At 72.1% G+C, this 22,882-nt stretch carries 17 protein-coding genes and 1 pseudogene; 10 read left to right on the top strand and 8 right to left on the bottom strand.

The annotated features are described in order from the left end of the window. Window positions 1-628: 628 nt before the first annotated feature. Window positions 629-1,588 carry an electron transfer flavoprotein subunit alpha/FixB family protein gene (locus tag Apa02nite_RS08195; RefSeq protein ID WP_067685722.1) on the bottom strand — a complete coding sequence of 320 codons (960 nt, stop codon included), beginning with the start codon at window positions 1,586-1,588 and terminating at the stop codon, window positions 629-631. A gap of 17 nt (window positions 1,589-1,605) precedes the next feature. Continuing rightward, window positions 1,606-2,385, bottom strand: a complete 780-nt coding sequence (locus Apa02nite_RS08190) for an electron transfer flavoprotein subunit beta/FixA family protein (RefSeq protein WP_067685724.1) — start codon at window positions 2,383-2,385, stop codon at window positions 1,606-1,608. Window positions 2,386-2,809: 424 nt separating this feature from the next. On the opposite strand from Apa02nite_RS08190, the gene Apa02nite_RS08185 reads away from it, so the two are divergent. From Apa02nite_RS08185 to Apa02nite_RS08175, 3 genes are read left to right on the top strand one after another with little or no spacing between them, the layout of a single operon-like run. Continuing rightward, window positions 2,810-3,196 carry a YidH family protein gene (locus tag Apa02nite_RS08185; RefSeq protein ID WP_203824518.1) on the top strand — a complete coding sequence of 129 codons (387 nt, stop codon included), beginning with the start codon at window positions 2,810-2,812 and terminating at the stop codon, window positions 3,194-3,196. Beyond that, window positions 3,196-3,495 (top strand): DUF202 domain-containing protein, encoded by a 300-nt coding sequence (locus tag Apa02nite_RS08180; RefSeq protein WP_203824517.1) that lies wholly within the window; start codon window positions 3,196-3,198, stop codon window positions 3,493-3,495. The genes Apa02nite_RS08185 and Apa02nite_RS08180 overlap by 1 nt, the downstream gene beginning before the upstream one ends. 38 nt (window positions 3,496-3,533) lie before the next feature. Further along, window positions 3,534-3,860: a PLD nuclease N-terminal domain-containing protein gene (locus Apa02nite_RS08175; RefSeq protein WP_203824516.1), complete on the top strand. Its 327-nt coding sequence runs from the start codon at window positions 3,534-3,536 to the stop codon at window positions 3,858-3,860. Window positions 3,861-3,926: 66 nt separating this feature from the next. Here the strand turns inward: Apa02nite_RS08175 and Apa02nite_RS50900 are convergent, their stop codons facing one another. Beyond that, entirely contained in the window at window positions 3,927-6,098 is a 2,172-nt protein-coding gene (locus tag Apa02nite_RS50900; protein ID WP_239164188.1) for an Hsp70 family protein, read from the bottom strand. Window positions 6,099-6,288: 190 nt separating this feature from the next. Between Apa02nite_RS50900 and Apa02nite_RS08165 the strand changes: the two genes are divergently transcribed. The 4 genes from Apa02nite_RS08165 to Apa02nite_RS08150 are packed head-to-tail and all read left to right on the top strand — an operon-like array spanning window position 6,289 to window position 8,608. After that, window positions 6,289-6,750: a DUF6232 family protein gene (locus Apa02nite_RS08165; RefSeq protein WP_203824515.1), complete on the top strand. Its 462-nt coding sequence runs from the start codon at window positions 6,289-6,291 to the stop codon at window positions 6,748-6,750. After that, window positions 6,747-7,100 (top strand): DoxX family protein, encoded by a 354-nt coding sequence (locus tag Apa02nite_RS08160; protein WP_203824514.1) that lies wholly within the window; start codon window positions 6,747-6,749, stop codon window positions 7,098-7,100. The genes Apa02nite_RS08165 and Apa02nite_RS08160 overlap by 4 nt, the downstream gene beginning before the upstream one ends. A gap of 54 nt (window positions 7,101-7,154) precedes the next feature. Further along, a complete protein-coding gene (locus tag Apa02nite_RS08155) occupies window positions 7,155-7,697 on the top strand; it encodes a PAS domain-containing protein (RefSeq protein ID WP_203824513.1) in 543 nt (180 codons plus the stop codon). Continuing rightward, the gene (locus tag Apa02nite_RS08150; RefSeq protein ID WP_239164187.1) at window positions 7,694-8,608 is read left to right on the top strand and encodes a methyl-accepting chemotaxis protein; all 915 of its coding nucleotides are present in this window, start codon (window positions 7,694-7,696) and stop codon (window positions 8,606-8,608) included. Before Apa02nite_RS08155 ends, Apa02nite_RS08150 begins: the two co-directional genes overlap by 4 nt. A 4-nt stretch (window positions 8,609-8,612) precedes the next feature. On the opposite strand, the gene Apa02nite_RS08145 is transcribed toward Apa02nite_RS08150, so the two are convergent. The 3 genes from Apa02nite_RS08145 to Apa02nite_RS08135 all read right to left on the bottom strand — a co-directional run bounded on the left by Apa02nite_RS08145 (window position 8,613) and on the right by Apa02nite_RS08135 (window position 11,646). Continuing rightward, window positions 8,613-9,509, bottom strand: a complete 897-nt coding sequence (locus tag Apa02nite_RS08145) for a ribokinase (protein ID WP_203824512.1) — start codon at window positions 9,507-9,509, stop codon at window positions 8,613-8,615. A gap of 1 nt (window position 9,510) precedes the next feature. Beyond that, window positions 9,511-10,335: an ABC transporter ATP-binding protein gene (locus Apa02nite_RS08140; protein ID WP_067685739.1), complete on the bottom strand. Its 825-nt coding sequence runs from the start codon at window positions 10,333-10,335 to the stop codon at window positions 9,511-9,513. Window positions 10,336-10,467: 132 nt separating this feature from the next. After that, window positions 10,468-11,646 carry an ROK family transcriptional regulator gene (locus Apa02nite_RS08135; protein WP_203824511.1) on the bottom strand — a complete coding sequence of 393 codons (1,179 nt, stop codon included), beginning with the start codon at window positions 11,644-11,646 and terminating at the stop codon, window positions 10,468-10,470. A 172-nt stretch (window positions 11,647-11,818) separates the two neighbouring features. Here Apa02nite_RS08135 and Apa02nite_RS08130 point away from each other — a divergent pair, with 172 nt between their 5' ends. Together Apa02nite_RS08130 and Apa02nite_RS08125 are read left to right on the top strand one after the other, a co-directional pair. Beyond that, window positions 11,819-13,483: a glycoside hydrolase family 3 N-terminal domain-containing protein gene (locus Apa02nite_RS08130; RefSeq protein ID WP_203824510.1), complete on the top strand. Its 1,665-nt coding sequence runs from the start codon at window positions 11,819-11,821 to the stop codon at window positions 13,481-13,483. A gap of 712 nt (window positions 13,484-14,195) precedes the next feature. Beyond that, window positions 14,196-14,846 (top strand): hypothetical protein, encoded by a 651-nt coding sequence (locus Apa02nite_RS08125; protein ID WP_203824509.1) that lies wholly within the window; start codon window positions 14,196-14,198, stop codon window positions 14,844-14,846. 554 nt (window positions 14,847-15,400) lie between these two features. On the opposite strand, the gene Apa02nite_RS08120 is transcribed toward Apa02nite_RS08125, so the two are convergent. Next, on the bottom strand, window positions 15,401-20,344 hold the full coding sequence (locus Apa02nite_RS08120; RefSeq protein WP_203824508.1) for an NAD-glutamate dehydrogenase: 4,944 nt from the start codon (window positions 20,342-20,344) through the stop codon (window positions 15,401-15,403). 214 nt (window positions 20,345-20,558) lie between these two features. Here Apa02nite_RS08120 and Apa02nite_RS08115 point away from each other — a divergent pair, with 214 nt between their 5' ends. After that, a complete protein-coding gene (locus Apa02nite_RS08115; protein WP_203824507.1) occupies window positions 20,559-22,460 on the top strand; it encodes a penicillin-binding transpeptidase domain-containing protein in 1,902 nt (633 codons plus the stop codon). A 2-nt stretch (window positions 22,461-22,462) separates the two neighbouring features. Here the strand turns inward: Apa02nite_RS08115 and Apa02nite_RS08110 are convergent. Further along, window positions 22,463-22,882 (bottom strand): annotated as a pseudogene (locus tag Apa02nite_RS08110) (hypothetical protein); the annotation flags it as partial.

Genomic DNA, 22,882 nt, shown 5'->3' with positions numbered 1-22,882 from the left:
ACCCCAAGACCGCAGAGCCCCACCGAGATCAAAATAGGCTGAGCGGCATTGGCGCGATCCCGGCTGGCGGTGAGGGTTGCCTCGAAGGGGTTGAGACAACCCTGAGCACCAGCCGGATACCGGGCGACGCGCCACGGCCGTGAGCAACAACGGACATCGCGGCCCAAGACCCACCAGCACTGAGCCGCGTCGAGCCCAGCTGGCGATGAGGACCCCTTCAACCGCCGGGAGAGGATCCTCGGGAGAGGACCCTGAGGACCGACCGACGGCGGCGGGGCGCTGCGTGGGGACTTTCGGCGCGCACCGCACCACAACTCCACACACAGCGGAGCAAAAGCACGAGCGTGGGGACTTTCGGCGCGCTGCGCACCACAACTTCACACGCAGCGGGGGTGGAGCTCGCGTGTGGGGACATTCGGCGCGCTGTGTGACCGTGGCTTTGCGGGCGTGAGGGGCTGTCTGCCGGGAGGGGACGCTCCAGCCCGGATGCCGCGTCGCGGTCCGGGCGGGCCGGCTCCGTCGCGTGGAGCCCCGGGACGTGGCCGCTGCGGTTGTGGAGGGGTAGGTCGTACCCCGGGAAAAACTCGCGGCCCGGCGGAAGACCGCCGGGCCGTGAGCGAAAACGGTCCTACTTGCGCTTGCGGATCTCCTCGGCGGCCTGCGGGACCACCTTGAAGAGGTCGCCGACCACGCCGAAGTCGGCGAGCTCGAAGATCGGCGCCTCGGCGTCCTTGTTGACCGCGACGATGGTCTTCGAGGTCTGCATGCCGGCCCGGTGCTGGATCGCGCCGGAGATGCCCAGCGCGAGGTAGAGCTGCGGGGACACCGTCTTGCCGGTCTGGCCGACCTGGAACTGGTGCGGGTAGTAACCGGAGTCGACAGCGGCCCGGGACGCGCCGACGGCGCCGCCGAGCAGGTCGGCGAGCTCCTCGACCAGCTTGAAGTTGTCGGCGTTGCCGATGCCGCGGCCGCCGGAGACGACGATCCCGGCCTCGGTGAGCTCGGGGCGCGAGCCCTTCTGCTCGGCGACCCGCTCGACGACCTTGGCCAGCTTGTCGGTGTCGGACACCGCGATGGTCAGCTGCTCGACCGCGGGGGTGGCCGCGGCCGGGACCGGGGTGGTCGAGTTCGGGCGGATCGTGACGATCGGCAGGCCCTTGGTGACCTTGGACTTGACGATCGTGGAACCGGCGAAGACCACCTGGGTCGCGGTGCCGTCGGCGGCCACGTCGACCGCGTCGGTCAGCAGGCCGTTGTCCAGCTTGATCGCCAGACGGGCGGCGATCTCCTTGCCCTCCTGGGTGGAGCCGAGCAGCACGGCGGCCGGCTGCACGCTCTTGACCAGCTCGGCGATCACGGTGGCCTTCGGGGCCACCAGGTAACCGTCGACCTCGTCGCCCTCGGCGGCGTAGATCTTCTCGGCGCCGAACTCGCCCAGCTTCGCGGCGAACGCGGCGGCCGCGCCGGCGCCACCGAGCACCACCGCGGACGGTGAGCCCAGCGTGCGGGCGATGGTCAGCATCTCGAGCGTGACCTTCTTGACGCCGGCGGCCTGCGAGGCCTCGACGACGACCAGTACCTCAGCCATGTCTCTAATCCTCCGGCTCAGACGAACTTCTCGGTGGCGAGGTACGCGACGAGCTCTCCGCCGCCGTTGCCCTCGTCGATGACCTTCGCGCCGCCGTTGCGGGCCGGGCGCTTCGCGAACTCCAGCACCTGGCTCGACGCGCCGGCGAACCCGACCTCGTCGGCGGCCACACCCAGGTCACCCAGGGTCAGGCTCTGCAGCGGCTTCTTCTTCGCGGCCATGATGCCCTTGAACGACGGGTACCGCGGCTCGTTGATGGTGTCCCAGACGCTGACGATGGCCGGCGTGGAGGCGGTGACCACCTCGTAGCCCTCGTCGGTCTGCCGCTCGATGGTCAGCTGCGAGCCGTCCACGGTCAGCTTGCGGGCACCGGTCAGCGCGGCCACACCCAGGCGCTCGGCCAGCATGTGCGGGACGACCTGGACCCGGCCGTCGGTGGATTCCGCGCCACACAGGATCAGGTCGGCGTTCAGCTGCCCGAGGGCCGCGGCGAGCACCTTGGAGGTGGCCACCGCGCAGGAGCCGTGCAGGGCGTCGTCCTGCACGTGGACGGCCTTGTCGGGGCCCATCGAGAGCGCCTTGCGGATCGAGTCGGTCGCACCGGCCGGGCCGACCGTGAGCACGGTCACCTCGCCGCCGTGCGCTTCCTTGATCTTCAACGCTTCCTCGATGGCGTATTCGTCCATCTCGTTGATGACGTTGCTCGCCGAGCCACGCTCGACGGTGTTGTCGCTCGCGCTCAGGGTGCGCTCGGCACCGGAGTCGGGCACCTGCTTCACCAGTACGACGATGTTCATCGCGCTACTACGACCCTCCTGTTTTGAACGCACCGTTGCGGTCGACCCAGTCCGCCGGACGGATTCGCTCGTGTTCGGCCGGCACCAGCCGCGGACATGTCGGCAAGGTTACCCGCCAGTAGCTTTGCTATTACCGGCCACCCAGAGTGACACACCTCACCCATCACGCGATCTCGATCGCTAGCATGGCTACGAGGAGGTGTCATGACATGTCCGGTCAAAATGCAACGCTGTTGGACGGGGTGAACCTGCCCGGCCCCCATCCTCTCGCACGCCGCGCGGATGCGGAGCCGCAGTCCCATGGCCGATCCGGCCCGGACTCGCCGTGGTGCCGCTGCGGACGCCCGCGGGAGGCCTGCGTCAGTGACGAAGTCCGCAGTCTCTGGCACCACCTTCTCGACCCGATGGGTCAATAATCGGCCAGGTGTACGCCGTCCTGCGCCAGTGGTTCGACCCGGAGAGCGCCCACACCGAGGGGACCACCCCGGACTACCGGTTCTCGCTGGCCAACGAGCGGACGTTCCTGGCCTGGATCCGCACCGGGCTCGCGCTGATCGCCGGCGGTCTGGCCTGTGCCCAGTTCCTGCCGCCGCTGCCGATCGCCAAGCTCCGCGAGGTGATCGCCATCTCCCTGCTGGTGCTCGGCGGCCTGGTGGCCCTGCGTGCTGTTGATCACTGGGCCCGGGCCGAGCGCGCCATGCGGCTCGGTGTCGACCTGCCCCGCTCCCGGTTCCCGGCGCTGCTGGCCATCGTGGTCGCGCTCGGCGCGCTGGTGCTGGTGATCACCGTGCTGGTCCGGGTGTTCAGCTGATGCGGGACCCGGGCGCCTCCGCGGAGCGCACCCGGCTGGCCTGGCGGCGTACCGGGATGTCCGCGGCCGTGGTCGCGCTGCTCGCCGCCCGCCCCGCGTTCCATCCCAGCGCCGGGCCGGCCGAGTGGCTGCTGGCCGGCGCCGCGATGGCCGGCTGGGCGGCCCTGGCGGCCATCGCCGTGCAGCGATCGCCCGGGCTGCGGGTCCGCCCGCCGAGGCCCGCGGGACGGTCGATCGGGGCCTACGCGATGATCACGGCGGCCATCGCGGTCATCAGCGGACTGGTTGTCATGCTCTGATCGTCGCCGGGCGAGCTTCGACGGGGCATCATTGCCCCATGGTCCGGTTGTTCATCTTCTTGGCCGCGGTCGCGCTCGTCCTGCTGATCCTCGGGCTCATCGCCTGTCTGGCGGCGGAACGGGTCCGCGCCATGCCGCGGGTTCTCTGGGTGCTGGTCGTGGTGTTCATCCCACTGGCCGGCCCGATCGCGTATTTCCTGTGGGGCCGGCCGGTGAGCCCGGCGGCCCGGCGGCGGGCCACCCGTCCGTCCTCCCCCGACGACGACCCGGATTTCCTGCGCACCGTGGACAACGAGCAGTCCCGGCGCGACCGGGAACTGCTCGCCCAGTGGGAACGCGAGCTGCATCAGGACGACGAGCCCTAGGCGTGGTCAGCGCAGACCGGGCTGGCCCAGCCCGGTCTGGCGCAGCCCGGGTCAGCTCAGCCCGGGTCAGCCCAGGTTGAGCAGGCTCGCGATTTCCTTCACGACGTTGTAGGCGTCCTGCTGCCAGGTCTTGTCGCTGTTGTATCCGTACGCCACGACCAGCGCGACGATCGGCACGCAGAGCATCGTCAGCAGGCTGAGCAGCACCTGGAAGAAGCGCAGCACCCGGCTCTTCTTGCGCCGCTTCGGTGCCGCCTGCGGCTGCCACTGCTGGGCCGGCTGCTGCTGCGGTCGTTGCTGCGGCTGCTTTGCCGGTTTGGCCTGCTTCGACTTCTTCTGCTGCTTCTGCTGCGGGACGCTCGGCGGGCGCTGCGGGGCCACCACGGCCCGGCCGGAGACCGGCCCGGAGACCGGGTGGCCGGGCGACGGCGAGACCGGGCGGGACTGCGCCGGGGCCGCGGAGACCGGGCGGGCGTGCGCCACCACCGGCTGGGCGGGCCGGTTCCCGGCCGCTTTCGGCCTTTCCCGTACGGCGGACTGGTTCGGTGTCCGCCCCTCGTGCTCGGGCGGCCGGGTCGCGACGGTGGCGTCCGGGTCGGGACGCCAGTGCAGCGGCTCGGCGTCCGGCCAGGGGTCGACCGCCGGGCGCAGATGGGCGGGCACAACGAGTTCCGGGCGGATCTCGGTCTCCCGGTTGTCCACGGTGGCCGGGATGTCCCGTGCGGTCTTCGTCGTTCCCGACGTCCTGGGCGCGGCCTGCGTGGGCGTGGCCACCGGGGTGCGCGTCGGGGTCTGCGGTGCGACCTGCGTCGCGGTCGCCTCCGGCCGGGTCTCCACGGCGGTGGGCGGGTTCTCCGCGGCGACCGCGGCACCCGGGCGGCGTTGCGGCAGACCGCCCGCGGCGGCGGCAGCAGCGGCTTCGACCTCCGCCTCGACGGCGGCCGGCACCGGGACCGTCAGCGCCGACCCGGCGGCCTCCGGGATCGAGGTGACCGCGACCGGCTGGGTCTGTGCCGGCGCCGACGGGTCGAGGGCCGGCAGGTCCGGCGTGGACACCGCGGTCGGCGGCATCCCCGGCTCGGCCTCGGCCGGCCCGCCGAACTCCGGCATGCTCTGCGACGGCAGCCGCATCTCGGCGGTCGGCCCGGGCGCGGCCGGCTCGGAGGCCAGCAGTGCCGCTCCGGCCAGGATGCTGCCCTCGGCCACCACCAGCTCCGGCTGCTCGATCACCACCGGCGGCTCGCCCAGCTCGCGGTGCAGCAACGTGGCCACCAGCGGGATCCGGCTCGCCCCGCCGACCAGGAACACCCCGGCCAGCCGGCCCTCGGCCAGCTTGGCGAACGTCAGCAGGTTGCGGGTGATCCGGACGGTCTGCTCCAGCACCGGGCGGGCGACCTGCTCCAGCTCCTCCCGGGTCAGGTGCACCTCGGTGTCCAGCAGCGGCACCACGAAGTCGGCGGACTGGGCGCGGGACAGCCGCTCCTTGGCGATCCGCACGTCGTCCCAGAGCTGCCGGCGGGCCCGGCGCTCCTCGATCGTGGACGGCTCCAGCAGCCGCTGCCAGGCGTCGGTCTGCAGGTGCTCGACGAGTGCCGCGTCCACGTCCAGGCCGCCCAGGTCGTCGCGCCCGTCGACGGCGAGCACCTCGAAACCGGTGGCGGTCCGGGAGACCAGGCTGGTGTCGAACGTGCCGGCGCCGAAGTCGTGCACCATCAGCACCGAGCCGATCGGCACCTCCCGGCCCAGCACCTCGGCGAAGTAGGTGGCCGCGGCGACCGGTTCGGCGACCAGCCGGGCGCCGGACAGCCCGGCCCGGGCGGCGGCCTCGGCGAGCAGGGTCCGCCGCGCGGCACCCCAGCTGGCCGGGCAGGTCAGGGTGGTCTCCGGACGGTACGGACCGACCGCCCGGTGCCACTCCTCGACGACCCGGGCCAGCACCGCGGTGATCAGGTCGACGACACTGAACTCGCGCTCGCCGAGCAGCACCAGGCCGTCGTCGACGCGGCGTTTCGGGTTCGGCTCGAAGCGGGCCGGGTCGAGCCGGGCGCTGTGCACCGCGTCCCGGCCGACCAGCAGGTTCCCCTCCGCGTCGGCGAACACGGCGGAGGGCAGCAACGGGGAGCCGTCGACCAGGATCGGCCGTACCCGCCCGTCGGGCCACCGCGCGACGGCGACGGTGTTGGAGGTGCCGAAGTCGATGCCGAGGGCGACTTTCGGACCACCCTGGTCGATGGACATGAGCGCAGTCTAAGCGGTGCCTGTGTGGCGTGGATGAAGCCCGCCGCCGTCCGATGAACGTCGGTGACGCTTCTCCGGCGGAAGCGGTGACGCCTTTCACCCGATCGTCGCCGGCGACGCTCCGATGAGTGCTGTTTCGACGCCGTTCCGTGACGGGTATTGGCTACATTGGTTCCCCTGGGGAGGACAGATGACCACGTACTACCGGGACCCCGATGTACTGATCACCTCGTCCGGCGTGCACATGAACGGGCGCCAGTTCCGGCTGTCCGACCTGATCCAGGTCTGGCACACCCGGGGCGCCCGATCCTGGTCGGTGATCGCCAAGCGTGGCGCGCTGGGCCTGACCATCCTGCTGCCGCTGCTGCTCGGCGCGCTGGCCATCGGGGTGGCGCTGCTGGTGCACGCGAGCACGCCGCATACGATCGCGCTCGTGATCGGCGGGGTGCTGGTCGGGCTGGCCGTGGTTCCGGTCGCCGATCTGGTGCTGGAGCGGGTCGACAGGTCGTACGACTCGGGGAGCCGCACCATGGAGATCTGGGGACGGGTGAGCGCCGGCCGCGTGCTGCTGCTGCGTACCACCGACGCGCAGCGGTTCGGGCGGATCTACCGCGCGCTCGAGCGGGCGCTGGAGCCGGCGGTGCGGCCGTGAAGAAGGACGCCGCCGGGCTGGTCACCCTGCTCGCCACGAGCGGGGTGCTGCACTTCGTCGCGCCCAAGCCGTTCGACACGATCGTGCCGAGGTCGCTGCCGGGTTCCGCGCGGACGTGGACGTACGTCAGCGGTATCGCGGAGCTGGCGGTCGCCGCGGCGATCGCGCATCCCCGGACCCGGAAGGCCGGCGGGCTGGCCGCGGCCGCGCTGTTCGCGGCGGTCTTCCCGGCGAACGTCAAGATGGCCTGGGACTGGCGGCACGCGTCGCCGGTCAAGCGGGCCGTCGCGTTCGGCCGGCTGCCCGCGCAGGCACCCCTGATCGCCTGGGCGCTGCGCGTCTCCCGCTGAAGTCTGTTGATTTCGCCTGAAAGGCCGGCCGGAATTCGGCACGATCAAGGCACCATGAGAGCCACGCGGATACGCCCCACCGGAGTCGAACGTGCCTTCGGCGACCACGAGATGATCGTCACCAAGACCGACACCCGTGGCGTGATCACGTACGTCAACGACGTCTTCGTCCGGGTCTCCGCGCTGCCCGAGTGCGACGCGGTCGGCCAGCCACACAGCGTGATCCGGCACCCGGACATGCCCCGCGCGGTGTTCAAGCTGCTCTGGGACACCCTCGGCGAGCAGCGGGAGATCTTCGCGTACGTGCAGAACCTGGCCACCGACGGCGCGCACTACTGGGTGCTGGCCCACGTCACGCCGTCGTACGACCTGGGCGGCCGGGTGGTCGGCTACCACTCGAACCGCCGGCACCCGACGCCCGGCGCGGTCACCGCGGTGAGCGCCCTGTACACGAAGATCCGGGCCGCCGAGTCCCGGGAGAGCCACACCCCGGACGCGGTCACGGCCGGCTACCGGGCGCTGCAGGACGCGCTGAACGAGCACGGCATGGCGTACGACGAGCTGGTCTGGTCGCTCACGAACGGGTCCGGCCGGTGAGGCGGCAGCCTCCGCCGGTCGCGGCGCCGGACCCCGCGCTGCCGGCGATCACCGAGACCTGCCGGCGGATGGCGGCCGGCGACTTCGAGGCTCGGCTCGCCCCGATCGGCGACTCCGAGGCCGCGGTCGCCGCCCGGTCCGCGGTGAACAACCTGCTGGACCGGATCGACGCGTTCGCCCGGGAGGCCGGCGCCGCCTCCGCCGCGGCCGCCGACGGCCGTTTCCACCGGCGGTTCCTGACCACCGGGCTGCAGGGCACGTTCCGGTCGTCGGCCGAGCAGATCAACGACTCGGTGACCGCGATGCGCCGCAACGCCGACAAGATCGCCGAGGCCACCCGGGCCCGGCTGTCCCTGGCCGACGCGCTGGAGTCCACCGTGCTGACCGTTTCCGAGCAGGTGGCGACGGCGGCGACCGAGATGGGCGCGTCGGCGAACGGGCTGGCCAGCTTCGCCCGGGGCGCGGTCAGCGACGCCGAGCGCGGGCTGGACACGGTCACGTCGCTGCGCAGCGCGTCCGAGGAGATCCGGAACGCGGTCGACCTGATCAACCAGGTGGCCTCGCAGACCCGGTTGCTGGCGCTGAACGCGACGATCGAGGCGGCCCGGGCCGGCGAGGCGGGGCTCGGCTTCAGCGTGGTCGCCAACGAGGTGAAGACCCTCGCGAACGAGACCAGCGCGTCCAGCGAGGAGATCATGGGGCAGGTCAACACGGTGCAGCAGGCGGCCGCCGACGCGGTCGGCGTGCTGGAGGCGGTCACCCACAGCTTCCGCGAGATCAACAACCTGATCGACGGGATCGCGGTCGCGGTGGACGGCGGCGGCGCAGCCGGGACCACCGGCCTGTCCCAGCTGGCCGAGGTCCTGCGCGCCGAGGTCACCCGCTTCCTGGCCACGGCGCGGCAGGAATGACGCCTCAGCCCTCGAAGAGGGCTTCGATCTCCGCACGGTCCGGCAGTGCGTTGCTTGCGCCAATTTTTCGTACGGAAGCAGCGCCGGCCGCGTTCGCCCAGCGCACCGCGTCGAGCAGGTCACGCCCCTCGGCCCAGGCGACCGCGAGCGCGCCGGTGAACGCGTCACCGGCGGCCGTGGTGTCGGCCACCTCGACCGCGAACGCCGGCACCTGCACGTCCTGGCCGTCCCGGTCGGCGTAGCGGGAACCGGCACCGCTGAGCGTCAGCACCACCCGGGGCACCAGGGCGAGCAGCGCGGCCATGTCGGACGCGTCCTGTCCACCGGTGATCGCCCGGGCCTCGGTCTCGTTCACCACCAGCAGGTCGACCTGCTCGAGCAGGCCGGGCGGCAGCTCCATGGCGGGCGCGGCGTTCAGCACGGTCCGGGTACCGGCGGCGCGGGCCGCGGTCAGCGCCTCGGCCACCGTCGCCAGCGGGATCTCCTGCTGGCACAGCAGCACGTCGGCGTCCGCGATGCAGGCGCGCTCCTCGTCGCTGAGGCCGAGGAACGTCCGGTTGGCGCCCGGGCTGACCAGGATCGCGTTCTCACCGGCCCGGTCCACCATGATCACGGCGACGCCGGACGGGCCGTAGCTGGTCCGCAGGTGGGTGGTGTCCACCCCGGTGGCGGCGAGCCGCGAACCCAGGGTGACCCCGAACGAGTCCGAGCCGATCGCACCCAGGAACGTGGTCGCGCCACCCGCCCGGGCGGCGGCGATCGCCTGGTTGGCGCCCTTGCCGCCGGGGGTCATCACGAAGTCGTCGCCGAGCACGGTCTCCCCCGGCCGGGGCAGCCGCGGGGCCAGCCCGACCAGGTCCATGTTCGCGCTGCCGACGACGACCACCTTCGGTACGGACACGTCAGCCCGCTCGCGCCGTGTAACGATCGCCGAACCGGTCGACGACCAGCGGCAGCCCGAACGTCTTCGACAGGTGCTCGGCGGTCATCACCTCACCGAGCCGGCCGGCCGCCACCACGTTGCCCTCGCGCAGCAGCAGTCCGTGGGTGAAGCCCGGCGGGATCTCCTCGACGTGGTGGGTGACCAGCACCATGGCCGGCGCGTCCGGGTCCAGGGCCAGCTCGGTCAGGTGCCCGATCAGCACCTCCCGGCCACCCAGGTCGAGACCGGCGGTCGGCTCGTCGAGCAGCATCAGCTCGGGGTCGGTCATCAGCGCACGGGCGATCTGGGTGCGCTTGCGCTCGCCCTCGGAGAGGGTGCCGAACTCGCGGTCCACGAAGCCGCTCATGCCCAGCTGCTCGAGCAGCTGCCGGGCGCGGGCGACGTCCTGCGGGTCGTACTCCTCGCGCCAGCGGCCGACCACCGACCAGGCGGCGGTGACCACCACGTCGATGACCTTCTCGTCCGGCGGGATCCGGTCGGCCAGCCGGCCGGTGGTGATCCCGACCCGGGTGCGCAACTCGGTGATGTCGGTGCGGCCCAGGCGCTCACCCAGCACCCACGCCTGACCGCGGGTCGGATGCAGCCGGCCGGACGCGATGTTGAGCAGGGTGGTCTTGCCGGCGCCGTTCGGGCCCAGCACCACCCATCGCTCATCCAGCTCGACCTGCCAGGACAGGCTGTTGATCAGTGGATTCCCGCCGCGGACCACGGTGACGCGGTCGAACGCGATGACGGTGTCCTCGTCGGGCGGAACGGTTACGGCAGCCTCAGGCACGCCGTCCATCCAACCACGTGGACGCGGCGGATCCGTACGGCGTGCCGGTCGTTACACCCGTCAGTCCGTCGTCGTGCTTCCTCCCGGCCCGCGGTCGATCCCCGGGCCGGGCCTCACGTCAGTCCGTGGCCGGGCCTCACGTCAGTCCGTGGTCGAGCCGAAGACCTCGTCGCGGACCGCGTCCAGGGCGGTGCGCAGCGCGCCGTGCAGCACCGGGTCGGTGGCCACCCCGGTCACCACGACCTTCGGCGAGACCAGCGTTATCGCGGCGACCTCGCGTTCCACCCGCTCGGCCAGCGCCGGCCCGCCGGCCCGGCCCACGTCACCGGCCAGCACCACCAGCGGCGGGTCCAGCACCAGGCAGATGGCGGCGACACCGAGTGCGAGACGCCGGGCCAGCTCGTCCAGGACCGGCTCACCGGCCGTACCGGCGGCGACCGCGGCCCGGACCACGTCGGCGGCCTCGGCGCCGCGGAACCCGTGCTGCTTGCCGACCGCCTTGACCGCCTCGGCCGCGGCCAGGGTCTGGAAGGCGCCCTTCACCCCGCGCTTCGAGGCGTTGTGCGGCACGTCCGCGCCGCCGACCGGCAGGTAGCCGATCTCACCGGCGGCGCCGGTCGCACCCTGGTGCAGGCGGCCGTCGATGACGCTGGCCAGACCGATGCCCCGGCCGATCCAGACCAGCGCGAAGTCGGTCACCCCGGCCGCCGCGCCGGTGCTCGACTCGGCGATCGCGGCCATGTTCACGTCGTTGCCGAACACCACCGGGGTGCTCAGGTCCCGGCGCAGGTCGGCGAGCAGGCCGCGGTGCCAGCGGGGCAGGTCCCAGGCGAACGAGATCTCACCGGACTGCGGGTCGACGAGGCCGGGGGTGCCGAGCACGACACGGCGTACCGAAGTGATGTCGGTCCCGGCGTCGCTCGCGGCCTGGACCACCGCCTGGTGCACCACGCCGACCGGGTCGTCGGTGTCCTTGGTGCTCAGCTCGGCCCGCCCGATCACCGCGCCGGTGATGTCGGCGCAGGCGGCGATCACGGTGTCCGGGCCGACGTCCACGCCGATCACGTGGGCGCTGCCCGGTGTCACCGAGTAGAGCTGGGCGTTCGGGCCGCGACCACCGGCCTGCTCACCGACCCGGCGGACCAGGCCACGCTCCTCGAGACGTTCCACCAGTTGCGAGGCGGTGACCTTGCTGAGACCGGTCAGCTCGCCGAGCTGGGCCCTGGTCAGGGGACCCCGGGTCAGCAGCAGGTCCAGCGCGGCGCGGTCGTTGAGGGCGCGCAGCAACCGGGGCGTGCCCGGAAGGCGAGTGGCGGCCATGACTCGATCCCCTAATACTAAAGATTCTTTCCTGTTACAGTGTCGGCGCTCAACACGCAGCCGCAGCGTAACGGTCGGCAATGTTGCCCGTCCGTACGGTGGCTATCGACTCCGAGCGATCATGGCAGCTCGCGGCCCCTGGTGGCCAGAGCCTCGTCACCGGAAGGACACCATGGCCATCGACCCGGGGCTGCGCCGGCTCGCCCTGCGCACCCTGCTCGCCGCTTTCCCCGGACCGTCCGCGCCGGGCTGGGCGCTGGACCTGCTCGCCGACGGCCTGGCCGGGCACACCCTGTTCGGCACGAACGTCGTCGATCCCGCACAGCTCGCCGCGCTGACCGCGAAACTGCGCTCGGCCCGCCCGGACGCGCTGATCGCGATCGACGAGGAGGGTGGCGACGTCACCCGGTTGGGTCACCGCCGCGGCAGCGCGTACCCCGGGAACGCCGCCCTCGGCGCGGTCGACGACCCGGATCTCACCCGCCGGGTGTACGCCGCGATCGGCGCCGACCTGGCCGCGGCCGGCGTCAACCTGAACCTGGCGCCGACCGTCGACGTGAACACCGCCGCGGAGAACCCGATCATCGGGACCCGCTCGTTCGGCTCGGACCCCGCCCTGGTGGCGCGGCACACCGGTGCCGCGGTGACCGGCCTGCAGTCGGCCGGGGTCGCGGCGTGCGCCAAGCACTTCCCCGGCCACGGCGCGACGGTCACCGACTCGCACCTGGAGTTGCCGACCGTGGACGCGCCCCTCGACCTGTTGCGCACCCGCGACCTGCCCCCGTTCGCGGCGGCGGTCCAGGCCGGGACCCGCGCGATGATGAGCGCGCACATCCGGGTGCCGGAGCTGACCGGCGACGGCCCGGCGACGTTCAGCCGCGCCGCCCTGCAGGGCGTGCTGCGCGACGAGTACGGCTTCCGCGGCGTGATCGTCACCGACGCACTGGAGATGCGCGGGGCGGCCGGCGCGGCGGGCGGCATCCCGCAGGCCGCGGTGCTGGCCCTGGCGGCCGGCGCCGACCTGCTGTGCATCGGCGCCCTGGTGGACCGGGACCTGGTGCTCGCGGTCGCCGACGAGGTGGCAGCAGCGGTCCGGGACGGGCGGCTGGCGCTGGAGCGGCTGGAGGAGGCCGCGGAACGCAACGCGGAGCTGGCCTCATGGGCGGCACTGTCCCGGGTCACCCGGGCGGGCGCTCCCGCACCCCTCACCGCCACACCCCTCACCGCGGCACCTCTCGCCGCCACATCTCCCGCCGCCGCGCCCCTCGCCGCTGCGGCTGCGGCGCTGCCGGGTGTTCCGGCAATTGCCGGGGCGGCTGTCGCCGCGGCTCTTCCCGGCGTGCCGGCGGTGGCCGGCTCGGACCCCGCCGAGGCCGCTCTCACCTCTGCTGAGCTCGGGATCGTCGCCGCGCGGCGGGCGCTGCTGGTCGAGGGTGACCCGGCCGCGGTGACCGGGCCGATGGTGGTCCAACTGATCAGCGGGTTCTCGATCGCCGAGGGCAAGGTGCCGTGGGGGTTGCGCCCGTTCCTCGACGGGGTCGAGCAGGTCGACGCCGTCGCCTCGGAGATCACCGCGGACGAGCTGATCGCCCGGGCCGCCGGTCGGCCGATCGTGCTGGTCGGCCGCCGGGTGCATCAGGCCGCGGCGAGCCGCGCGCTGGCCGAGAAGCTGTCCGCGGCCTGGCCGACCGCGATCGTCGAGATGGGCTGGCCCTCACCCTGGCGCCCGGACGGCGCCCGGGCCTTCCTGGTCACCCACGGCGCGAGCCGGGCCAGCGCCCGGGTCGCCGCCGAGGCCCTCGGCTTGATCACCCAACGTTACGCCGACGTGCCGTGACGCTCCGTATTTAATATCCGAAAAAACGGGCTACCGACGGATAAATACACTCATCCGAACGGCCAAAGCCCACGCTCAGCACTTCCTCGCCGGAGCGTGAGTCACGTAGCGTCATGTCCGCAGGTGGATCTGGGGAGTTCGCGGGATCGCCTCGGGACAAGTGCGCCCCGCGACGCTATGGGTGAGCCGGGCACGGCGGACTTCGGGAGCAGTCCACCGCCGCCCGGCTCACCTGCGCCACGTTCTTACGTCCATCTGCCCGCGGTGCCGCCACCCGCACGCCTCTTTCTTGCACCACAGCACCCCCAACACCCCACCCCCTGCACCCCCTGAGCACCCGCAACCCCAGCGTGTGAAATTTCGGCGCCCTCCGCACCCAAACTCCCCACGCAGCGCCCGCCACCACCGAGCGTGTGAAATTTCGGCGCGCTCCGCACCCAAACTCCCCACGCAGCGCCCGCGACCACCGAGCGTGTGAAATTGAGGCGCGCACCGCGCCCAAAATCCCCACGCAGCCGGTGAGCGTCGCGCACCTGAGCCGCTTCTTGCGCCGCGCTGCTCCCCGCACCCCGCTCCGGCGCCCGTTTCTTGCGGTCGCCGCTGCACGAGGAGCGGTCGGTGCCGTGCGTTCTTCCGCAGCGGGTTTTCCACAGTTCGCGGTTGTCCACAGGGGTCGGGGCAGACTCCCGCCGCGCGCAGAAGAGTGCTGGGCATGCGACAACTCGACGAGATCAGCCGACGCCAACGCGGGGTGGTGACCCGGCAGCAGGCGCTGAAGGCCGGCATCAGTTCGGACGTTCTGCGCGGCCGGGTGATGACCGGACGCTGGCAGCGGCTGATGCCCGCTACCTACGCGACTTTCCCCGGCCGGCCGCCACCCGCCGCCCTGCGCTGGGCCGCCGTCCTGCACGCCGGCACCGGAGCGATGCTCTGTCACCGTTCCGCGGCGGAGGAGGCCGGGCTGATCTTGGAGGAGGCCGCGCAGGAAGCGGGAACGCTGACGATGGGCTGCCGGCGCGGCCCGGTCCACGTGCTCATCCCGGAGAGACGGCGGATCCGCCCGGTGCCCGGCATCGTGGTGCACCGTTCCCGGCACGCCTCGATCCGGCGCCATCCACGGCGGCGCCCGCCGCAGACCCGGCTGGAGGAGACCGTCCTCGACCTGGTCTCGACCGCGGCCGACGTGGAGGAGGCGATGCACTGGATCACGGTCGCCTGCGCCCGGCGGCTCACCACACCGGATCTGATCGCCGAGGCCCTGACCCGCCGCTCCCGGATGGCCCGGCGAGAAGCGGTGACCACCCTGCTGGCCCACGCCACCACCGGCCACACACCGGCGCCGCCCGATTGGCCGGCGCCCTGAACCCGCGCGGCCCACCACCACCGGCCGGCCCGCCGTGCCCGCGCGGCCCACCACCACCGGCCGGCCCGCCGTGCCCGCGCGGCCCACCACCCCCCGGCCGGCCCGCCGGGCCCAGCACCCCCGGCCGAGCCTCCGTGCTCGCGCGAGGCAGCACCGCCGGCTGGGCCTCCGGGTCCGCGCGAGCCCAGCACCGCCGGCCGGGCCCGCGCGAGCCGGCAAGTTGCGCACACGCGGACCAGCACACAAGCCGGACCGTCAAGCCACAAGCCGGGTCGCTTGACGAGAAGCGGACGAGCACCGCCAAGCCGCAAAGCTGGACCGCCGAGTCTCAGCACGAGCCGGCCGTCCCCGCGCTGTCCCGCCGTGGCGCCTCCCCCTGCCAAGCGCCACGGCTCGTTCCGCGAGACCAGGAAAGGAGCGAGCAGAACTGCCGGCGGCAACCGGCAGGCCCGGCATCCGTGCGCCGGGCAGCAACCCGGGATCGGGACATCCCGGGCGGTCGGTCGGGGCTCGCGCCCCGGCCGACCTCAAAGCCCCGGCCACCGGCGAGCGGATCAGCTCGCTGACGAGGTTTTCACCAGCGTGCGGATCTGGCGGAGCAGGACCGACAGCGCCGCCAGATCTGCCGGTGAGTCGTCCACGTCGCCCATCGCGTTGGAGGCCCGGGCGATCGACGCCGCGTTCACCTGCTCCCACTGGGAGACGCGGTCCTCCGGGGCCACCGTGGCCTCGGTCGACTGCAGGACCTCGGCCGTGAGTGCGGCCAGGGCCGCGTACAGGTCGTAGCGGAGGGCCATCCGGGCCAGGGTCTGCCAGCGGTCGCCCCGCGGGAGGCGGGAGATGTGCGACAGGAGCGCGTCGACGCCGAAGCGTTCCGAGAGCACGAAGTAGACCTTCGCCACCTCGGTGACGTCCCGGTCGATGCCGGCCGCCGTCTCCAGGATGTCCAGCAGGCCGAAGCCGTAGAACACCCGGCTGATCGCGTCGGCGATGTCGGACGGCACGCCCTTCTCGGCCAGGGTCGCGACGCGCTGCTCGAACGAGCGGCGTTCCGCGCCGACGAGCACCTCCGGCAGCTGGGGCAGCAGGGTCGCGACGCCGGGGCGCAGCTTGGCGATCTCGCCGGCCACGTCGACCGGGGAGCGCCGGGTGCTGACCAGCCAGCGGACCGCGCGGTCGAGCAGCCGCCGGGTCTCCAGGAAGACCAGCGTCTGCGCGGGCGTCGGCACCCGGTTGTCCAGCGCCTCGGCGGCCGCCCAGATCTCCGGGAGGCCGTAGACGTCGCGGATCACCACGTACGCGCGGATCACGTCGGCGGCGGAGGCGCCGCTCTCCTCCATGGCGCGGAAGACGAACGACGTGCCGCCCCGGTTGACCACCTCGTTGACCAGCGAGGTCGAGATGATCTCGCGGCGCAGGCGGTGGCCGGCCATCCGGGCGGCGTACCGCTCGCGCAGCGGGGTCGGGAAGTACCGGTGCAGCACCTGGGTGGTCCAGGCCTCGTCGACCAGCTCGTCGGCGAGCACCTCGCGCTCCAGGTTGATTTTCACGTACGCGAGCAGCACCGCGAACTCCGGCGCGCTCAGTCCCTCGCCGGCCTCGTGCCGGGCGGCCAGCTCCTTGTCGGTGGGCAGCGCCTCGAGCTCCCGGTTCAGCACACCCCGCTGCTCCAGGGTGGTCAGCATCCGGCGGTGCACCGGCAGCAACGAGTGCGCCTGCGACCGCGCGTTGCCGAGCGCCGTCGCCTGCTCGTAGTTGTCCCGCAGCACCAGCGCGCCGACCTCGTCGGTCATCGCGGCCAGCAGCTCGTCCCGCTCCGGCATCGACAACTCGCCGTCGGTGACCGCCCCGCCGAGCAGGATCTTGATGTTGACCTCGTGGTCGGAGCAGTCCACCCCGGCCGAGTTGTCGATGAAGTCGGTGAACACCCGGCCACCGGCCCGGGCGAACTCGATCCGCCCGCGCTGGGTCAGCCCCAGGTTGCCGCCCTCGCCGACCGCCTTGACCCGCAGTTCGGCCCCGTTCACCCGGATCGCGTCGTTGCCCTTGTCGCCCACGTCGGCGTGCGATTCGGCGGCCGCTTTCACGTACGTGCCGATGCCGCCGTTGAAGAACAGGTCGACCGGCGCCTTGAGGATGGCCCGCATCAGCTCACCGGGGCTGATCGCGGCGGCCTCGCCGGGCAGGTCGAGCGCCGCCCGGACCTCCGCGCTGACCGGGATCGACTTGGCCGTCCGCGGGTAGATCCCGCCGCCCTCGCTGATCAGCTTGGCGTCGTAGTCGGCCCACGACGAGCGCGGCAGGTCGAACAGCCGCTGCCGTTCCGCGTACGACAGAGCCGCGTCCGGCGCCGGATCCAGGAAGATGTGCCGGTGGTCGAACGCCGCCACCAGCCGGATGTGCCGCGACAGCAGCATGCCGTTGCCGAAGACGTCGCCGGACATGTCGCCGACGCCGACCACGGTGAAGTCCTCGGTCTGGGTGTCCTTGCCCAGGTCGCGGAAGTGCTTCTTGACCGACTCCCAGGCGCCCCGGGCGGTGATCCCCATCTTCTTGTGGTCGTAGCCCGCGGAGCCCCCGCTGGCGAACGCGTCGCCGAGCCAGAACTCCTTGCGGACCGAGATCTCGTTGGCGATGTCGCTGAACGTCGCGGTGCCCTTGTCCGCGGCCACCACCAGGTACGGGTCGTCGCCGTCGTGGCGCACCACGTCGTGCGGCGGCACGATCTTGCCGCTCAGGATGTTGTCGGTGACGTCCATCAGCGCGGTGATGAAGCGCTTGTAGCACTCCACCGCCTCGTCCCGGTCGCCCGGCTTCTGCTTGAGCACGAAGCCGCCCTTGGCGCCGACCGGCACGATCACCGAGTTCTTCACCATCTGCGCCTTGACCAGCCCGAGCACCTCGGTCCGGAAGTCCTCCCGGCGGTCCGACCAGCGCAGGCCACCGCGGGCGACGGCGCCGAAGCGCAGGTGCACACCCTCGAAACGGGGTGAGTAGACGAAGATCTCGTACTTCGGGCGGGGCTGCGGCAGGTCCGGGATGGCCTCCGGGTTCAGCTTGAACGCGACATAGGACTTGGGCCGCCCGTCCGCACCCCGCTGGAAGAAGCTGGTCCGCAGCGTCGCCTCGATCAGGGTCAGGTACGACCGCAGGATCCGGTCCTGGTCGAGGCTCTCCACCTGGTCGAGCAGCTCGGTGACCTGCACCGCGACCTCGGACGACCGGCGCACCCGCTCCGACTCGCCGATCTGCAGCGCGGGCGAGAACCGCACCTCGAAGAGCTGCACGAGCAGCCGGGCGATCTCCGGGTACGCGATGAACGTCGATTCCAGGTACCGCTGCGAGAAGACGCTGCCCGCCTGGCGCAGATATTTCGCGTACGCCCGGAGCACCACCACCTGCCGCCAGGTGAGCCCGGCCCGCAGCACCAGCTCGTTGAACCCGTCCACCTCGGCCTCACCGCGCCAGGCGGCCGCGAACGCGTTCTCCACCTGTGGTCGCACCTCACCCAGCTCCCGGTGCACCTTGGGCGGGGTCAGGCCGAAGTCGTACAGGTAGACCAGCCCGTCGTCGCGGCGGATCTCGTACGGCCGCTCGTCGCTGACCTGCACGCCCAGCGAGTGCAGCACCGGCAGCACGGCGGAGAGCATCATCGGCTCGCCGAACCGGTACACCTTGAACCGGATGTCGTGCTCGTCGGGCTCCGGTGCCCCGTCGGCGCCGAGCTTGCGCCGCCGGTAGAGGTGCATCTCCAGCTGGCCGGGCTCCTCGAGCAGCTCCAGCTTGGCCAGGTCCTGCATGCCCTCGTACGGCGTGTGCCCGTTCTTGTAGCTCTCCGGGTAGGCGTGCGCGTACCGGGTGAACAGGTTCTTGGCCGGCTCGTCGCCCAGCTTGCGCTCGAGCACCAGGGAGAAGTCGTCGTCCCACATCCGGGTGGCGTCGGCGAGCAGCTCGGCGAGCGTGTTCGGGTCGAGGTTCCCGGGCGGCGCGGCCGGGTCGGTGCGCACGATGAAGTGCACCCGCGCCAGCATCCGCTCGGTCACCCGGGTGGTGTAGTCGACGCCGACGCCGTTCAGCTCGCGCAGCAGGATCTCCTGCATGCGCAGCCGGTTGCCGGTGGTGAACCGGTCCCGGGGCAGGTAGATCAGGCAGGAGATGAACCGCCCATACCCGTCCCGGCGCAGGAACAGGCGCAGCTGGCGGCGGCCGGCCATCCGCAGCACGCCGATGACCGCCTCGTACAGATCATCGGTTTTGATCTGGAAGAGCTCGTCCCGCGGATAGGTCTCCAGGATCTGCAGCAGGTCCTTGCCGGAGTGCCCGCGCGGCGACAGGCCGGAGCGGTCCATCACCTCGGTGACCTTGCGCTTGACCACCGGCAGCTGCCGGACGCTGGTCCGGTACGCCGAGCTGGAGAACAGGCCGAGGAAGCGGCGCTCGCCGGTGACGTTGCCCTCGCGGTCGAAGACCTTGACGCTGATGTAGTCGAGATAGGCGGAGCGGTGCACGGTGGCCCGCGAGTTCGCCTTGGTGATCACCAGCAGCCGCTTCTCCATGGCCCGCTGGTACGCCTCCGGTGCCATCGTGTCGAGCCGCCGCGGCCGGCTCTCGCCGCGCAGGATGCCCAGACCGGTGCCGTGCACGGCGGTCAGGACCCCGCCGTCGAGCCGGTACTCGCGGTACCCGAGGAACGTGAAGTGATCGTTCGCCAGCCACTTGAGCAGCTCGATCGAGTCGGTGACGTCCTTCTCCGGGACCGGGAGCCGCTTCTCCGAGCCGCGGGCGGCAGCCAGTTCGTCGGAGATCACCAGGGCCCGCTGCTTCATCCGCGGCCAGTCCTCGACCGCCTCGCGCACGTCGGTGAGCACCCGGCGGACCTCGTTGAGCAGCTGCTCGCGGGCCTCGGCACGGCGGACCGGGTCGATCTCGATCCGGATCCAGCTCTCCACCAGGTCGCCCTCGATGGCGTCGTCCGGTTCGACGTCCGACTCCAGCTCGCTGAGCGCGCCGAGCGGCTCACGGCGCACCACGATCAGCGGGTGCACCATCAGGTGGACCTGCAGGTTGTGCGCGGTCAGCAGCGCTATCACCGAGTCGACCAGGAACGGCATGTCGTCGGTGACGATCTGCAGCACGGTGTGCGACTGCGACCCGGTCGGCTCGGTGAGCGCGAGCTTCAGCTCACCCGGCAGCCGGTTGCGGGCCAGGTCGCGGTGCTCGACCGCGGCCCGGTACATCTCCTCCGGGGTGTACCCGATCAGCTCCTCGTCGGGTGCGAACCGCCAGAAGCGGCCGACCAGCAACGCCGTGCCGTGATCCTCGCCGGCCCGCTCGACCGCCTGAGCGACCATCCGCTCGGCGTTCGGCAGCGGTTCGTCGAGCTCATCGGGGTCGCTGGAGGTGCCGAGCCGCCCGGTGAGGGCGAGCCCGGGACCTGGCCCCGGTAAGTCGGGCACAGAGTGATCAGAATCGGCCCCTGCCTGATCGGCGACAGCCATGGTCCGGCGCTCCCCTCACCCACCGCACTGTGGGTTCTGAACGTGTCGGGCACAGCGTAGAACGCCCGGGTGCGACTGCTTCACACCCAGGGTGTGCCAGCCCGACAGGTGGGCTGATATGCGAGGTATCGACCGGTGCGGGGCGGCGCGAACCGCGTTGCGGCGGCTACCGTTCCGGGAAGTCCTGCAAGTCGTACCCTCGGGGGGAAACCTCATGCGCCGCGCCACCATCGGATTGACGACTCTGCTCGTGCTGGTCACGAGCGGACTGGCCGGCTGCTCCGAGGACGAGCCACAGGACACCGTCGTGGACTTCCTCAACGGCTGGAAGAACGGCGACCTGAGCAAAGTCGGCTTTCTGACCGCGGCCGGCCAGAAGATCGCCGCGACCGAGGTGCTGACCGGGATCACGTCGTTCTACGGCGACCTCAAGGACCAGCCGCTGGAAGTCGCGGTGGCCGGCGACGCCGAGGTCACCGGCGACGACTCGACCACCCCGATCGACGTGAAGTGGACCCTGCCCGGGAACGTGACCTGGGCGTACCGGTCCGCGGTCCGGATGACCAAGGGCAAGGACGCCTGGCAGGTGATCTGGGAGCCCGCCGTGCTCCAGCCCAACCTGCAGCCCGGCGAGAAGTTCCGGCTGCGCCGGGTCGCCGCCCAGCGCGGCACCATCCTGGACGCCACCGGCAAGGCGCTGGTCGGGCCGCAGGAGGTGGTGGTGGTCGGGGTCAGCCCCGAGAAGATCAAGGATCTGCCGTCGCTGACGACGTCGCTCGCCGCGGCGTTCAAGAAGATCGACGTGGATGTCGACCTCGCCACGCTCAAGGCCCGGGTCGCCAAGGCCGACGACGGCGCCTTCCTCGATCTGGTCAGCCTGCGCCGGGCCGACTACAACAAGATCAGAGATATCGTACGACCACTGCCGGGCACCGTCTTCCGCGAGGAGACGCGCCAGCTCGCGCCCACCCGCGTCTTCGCCCGGGCCCTGCTCGGGTCGGTCGAGCCGGCCACCAAGGACGACCTGGACACCCGGCCCGACGAGCTGGCCGCCGGTGACCAGGTCGGGCACGGCGGCCTGCAGGGCAAGTACGACAAGCAGCTGCGCGGCGTACCCGGTCTGGCCGTGGTGATCTCCGCGGAGGCCGCCGACGAGTCGGTCGAGGAGTCGCCGGTCTTCACCTCGAAGCCGGTCGACGGCACGTCCGTGAAGATCACCCTGGACACCGCCACCCAGAACGCGGCCGACCAGGCGCTCGCCATCCAGAAACAGCCCAGCTCGCTGGTGGCGCTGCGGGTCAGCGACGGCGCGGTGCTCGCGGTGGCGAACGGGCCCGACCCGGGCGGGGTGAACACCGCGCTGACCGGCCAGGTGCCGCCCGGCTCCACCTACAAGATGATCTCGGCGTACGGGCTGCTGGCCTCGAAGAAGGTCACCGCGGACACGGTGGCCGACTGCCCGAAGACCCGGACCGTCGACGGCCGGACGTTCAAGAACTCGCACGACGAGGCGCTCGGCAAGGTGCCGTTCCACGTCGACTTCGCCAAGTCGTGCAACACCGCGTTCGTCGGGCTGTCACCGACGCTGGGCGCGGACGGGCTGGCGAGTGCGTCCAGCGCGCTGGGCATCGGCGGGGGCTGGGACATCGGGCTCGACGCGTACACCGGAAAGGTCTCACCCGGAGCGACGCCCACCGAACTCGCGGCCGCCACCTTCGGTCAGGGCAGCACCGCGGTCAGTCCGATCGCGATGGCCGCCGCGACCGCGGCGGTCGCCAAGGGCGCGTTCCAGGCGCCGAAGCTGGTGCTGGACCCGGCGCCCGCGGCCGGCGCCGCGCCCGGCGCACTGGACGCGGGCGCGCTGGACGCCTTGCGGTCGATGATGCGCGAGGTGGTCACCTCAGGCACCGGTACGGCGTTGACGAGCGTCCCGGGCAAGCCGGTCTACGGCAAGACCGGCACCGCCGAGTTCGCCGACGACTCGGAGGAGACGCACTCCTGGTTCATCGGCTACCAGGGTGACGTCGCCTTCGCCGTGATGGTGCAGAAGGGCGGCGCGGGCTCGGAGGCGGCGGTGCCGATCGTGAAGCGCTTCCTGACCACCCTGGCCAAGTAGCGTCAGGCGACGCTGGGCGGAAAGGGCGGCCCGAAGCGCGGGGTGTGCAGGGTGAACCCGCCGGGCGCCGGCGGGTCGGCGGGCGTCCGGGGGCGCAGCATGCCGGGCCGGGTGGCCGGCAGCGGCTCGGAGTCGAGCAGCGGCGCCGAGCCCAGCGGCCGGGACAGCAGCCGGGACGTCGGGGAGAGCGGACCGGCCGTGACCGGCTGAGGCTCCTCCTCCGCGTCGGGTGACGGGTCCGGTTCCGCCGGTGCCGGCTCGTGATAGTCCTCGTGCGGGCCGGTCGGGTCGAGGACCGAGGGCTCGGGCTCGACGCCGGCTTCCCCGGTGTCCGGCCCCTCGGTACCGGGCTCCTCGGTACCGGGCTCCTCGGTACCGGGCTCCTCGGTACCGGGCTCCTCGGTACCGGGCTCCTCGGTACC

The organism is Actinoplanes palleronii (assembly GCF_016862315.1).
Classification (GTDB): domain Bacteria; phylum Actinomycetota; class Actinomycetes; order Mycobacteriales; family Micromonosporaceae; genus Actinoplanes; species Actinoplanes palleronii.
Note: the sequence above shows the minus strand (reverse complement) of the source record. Positions and strands in the feature narration are given on the sequence as shown.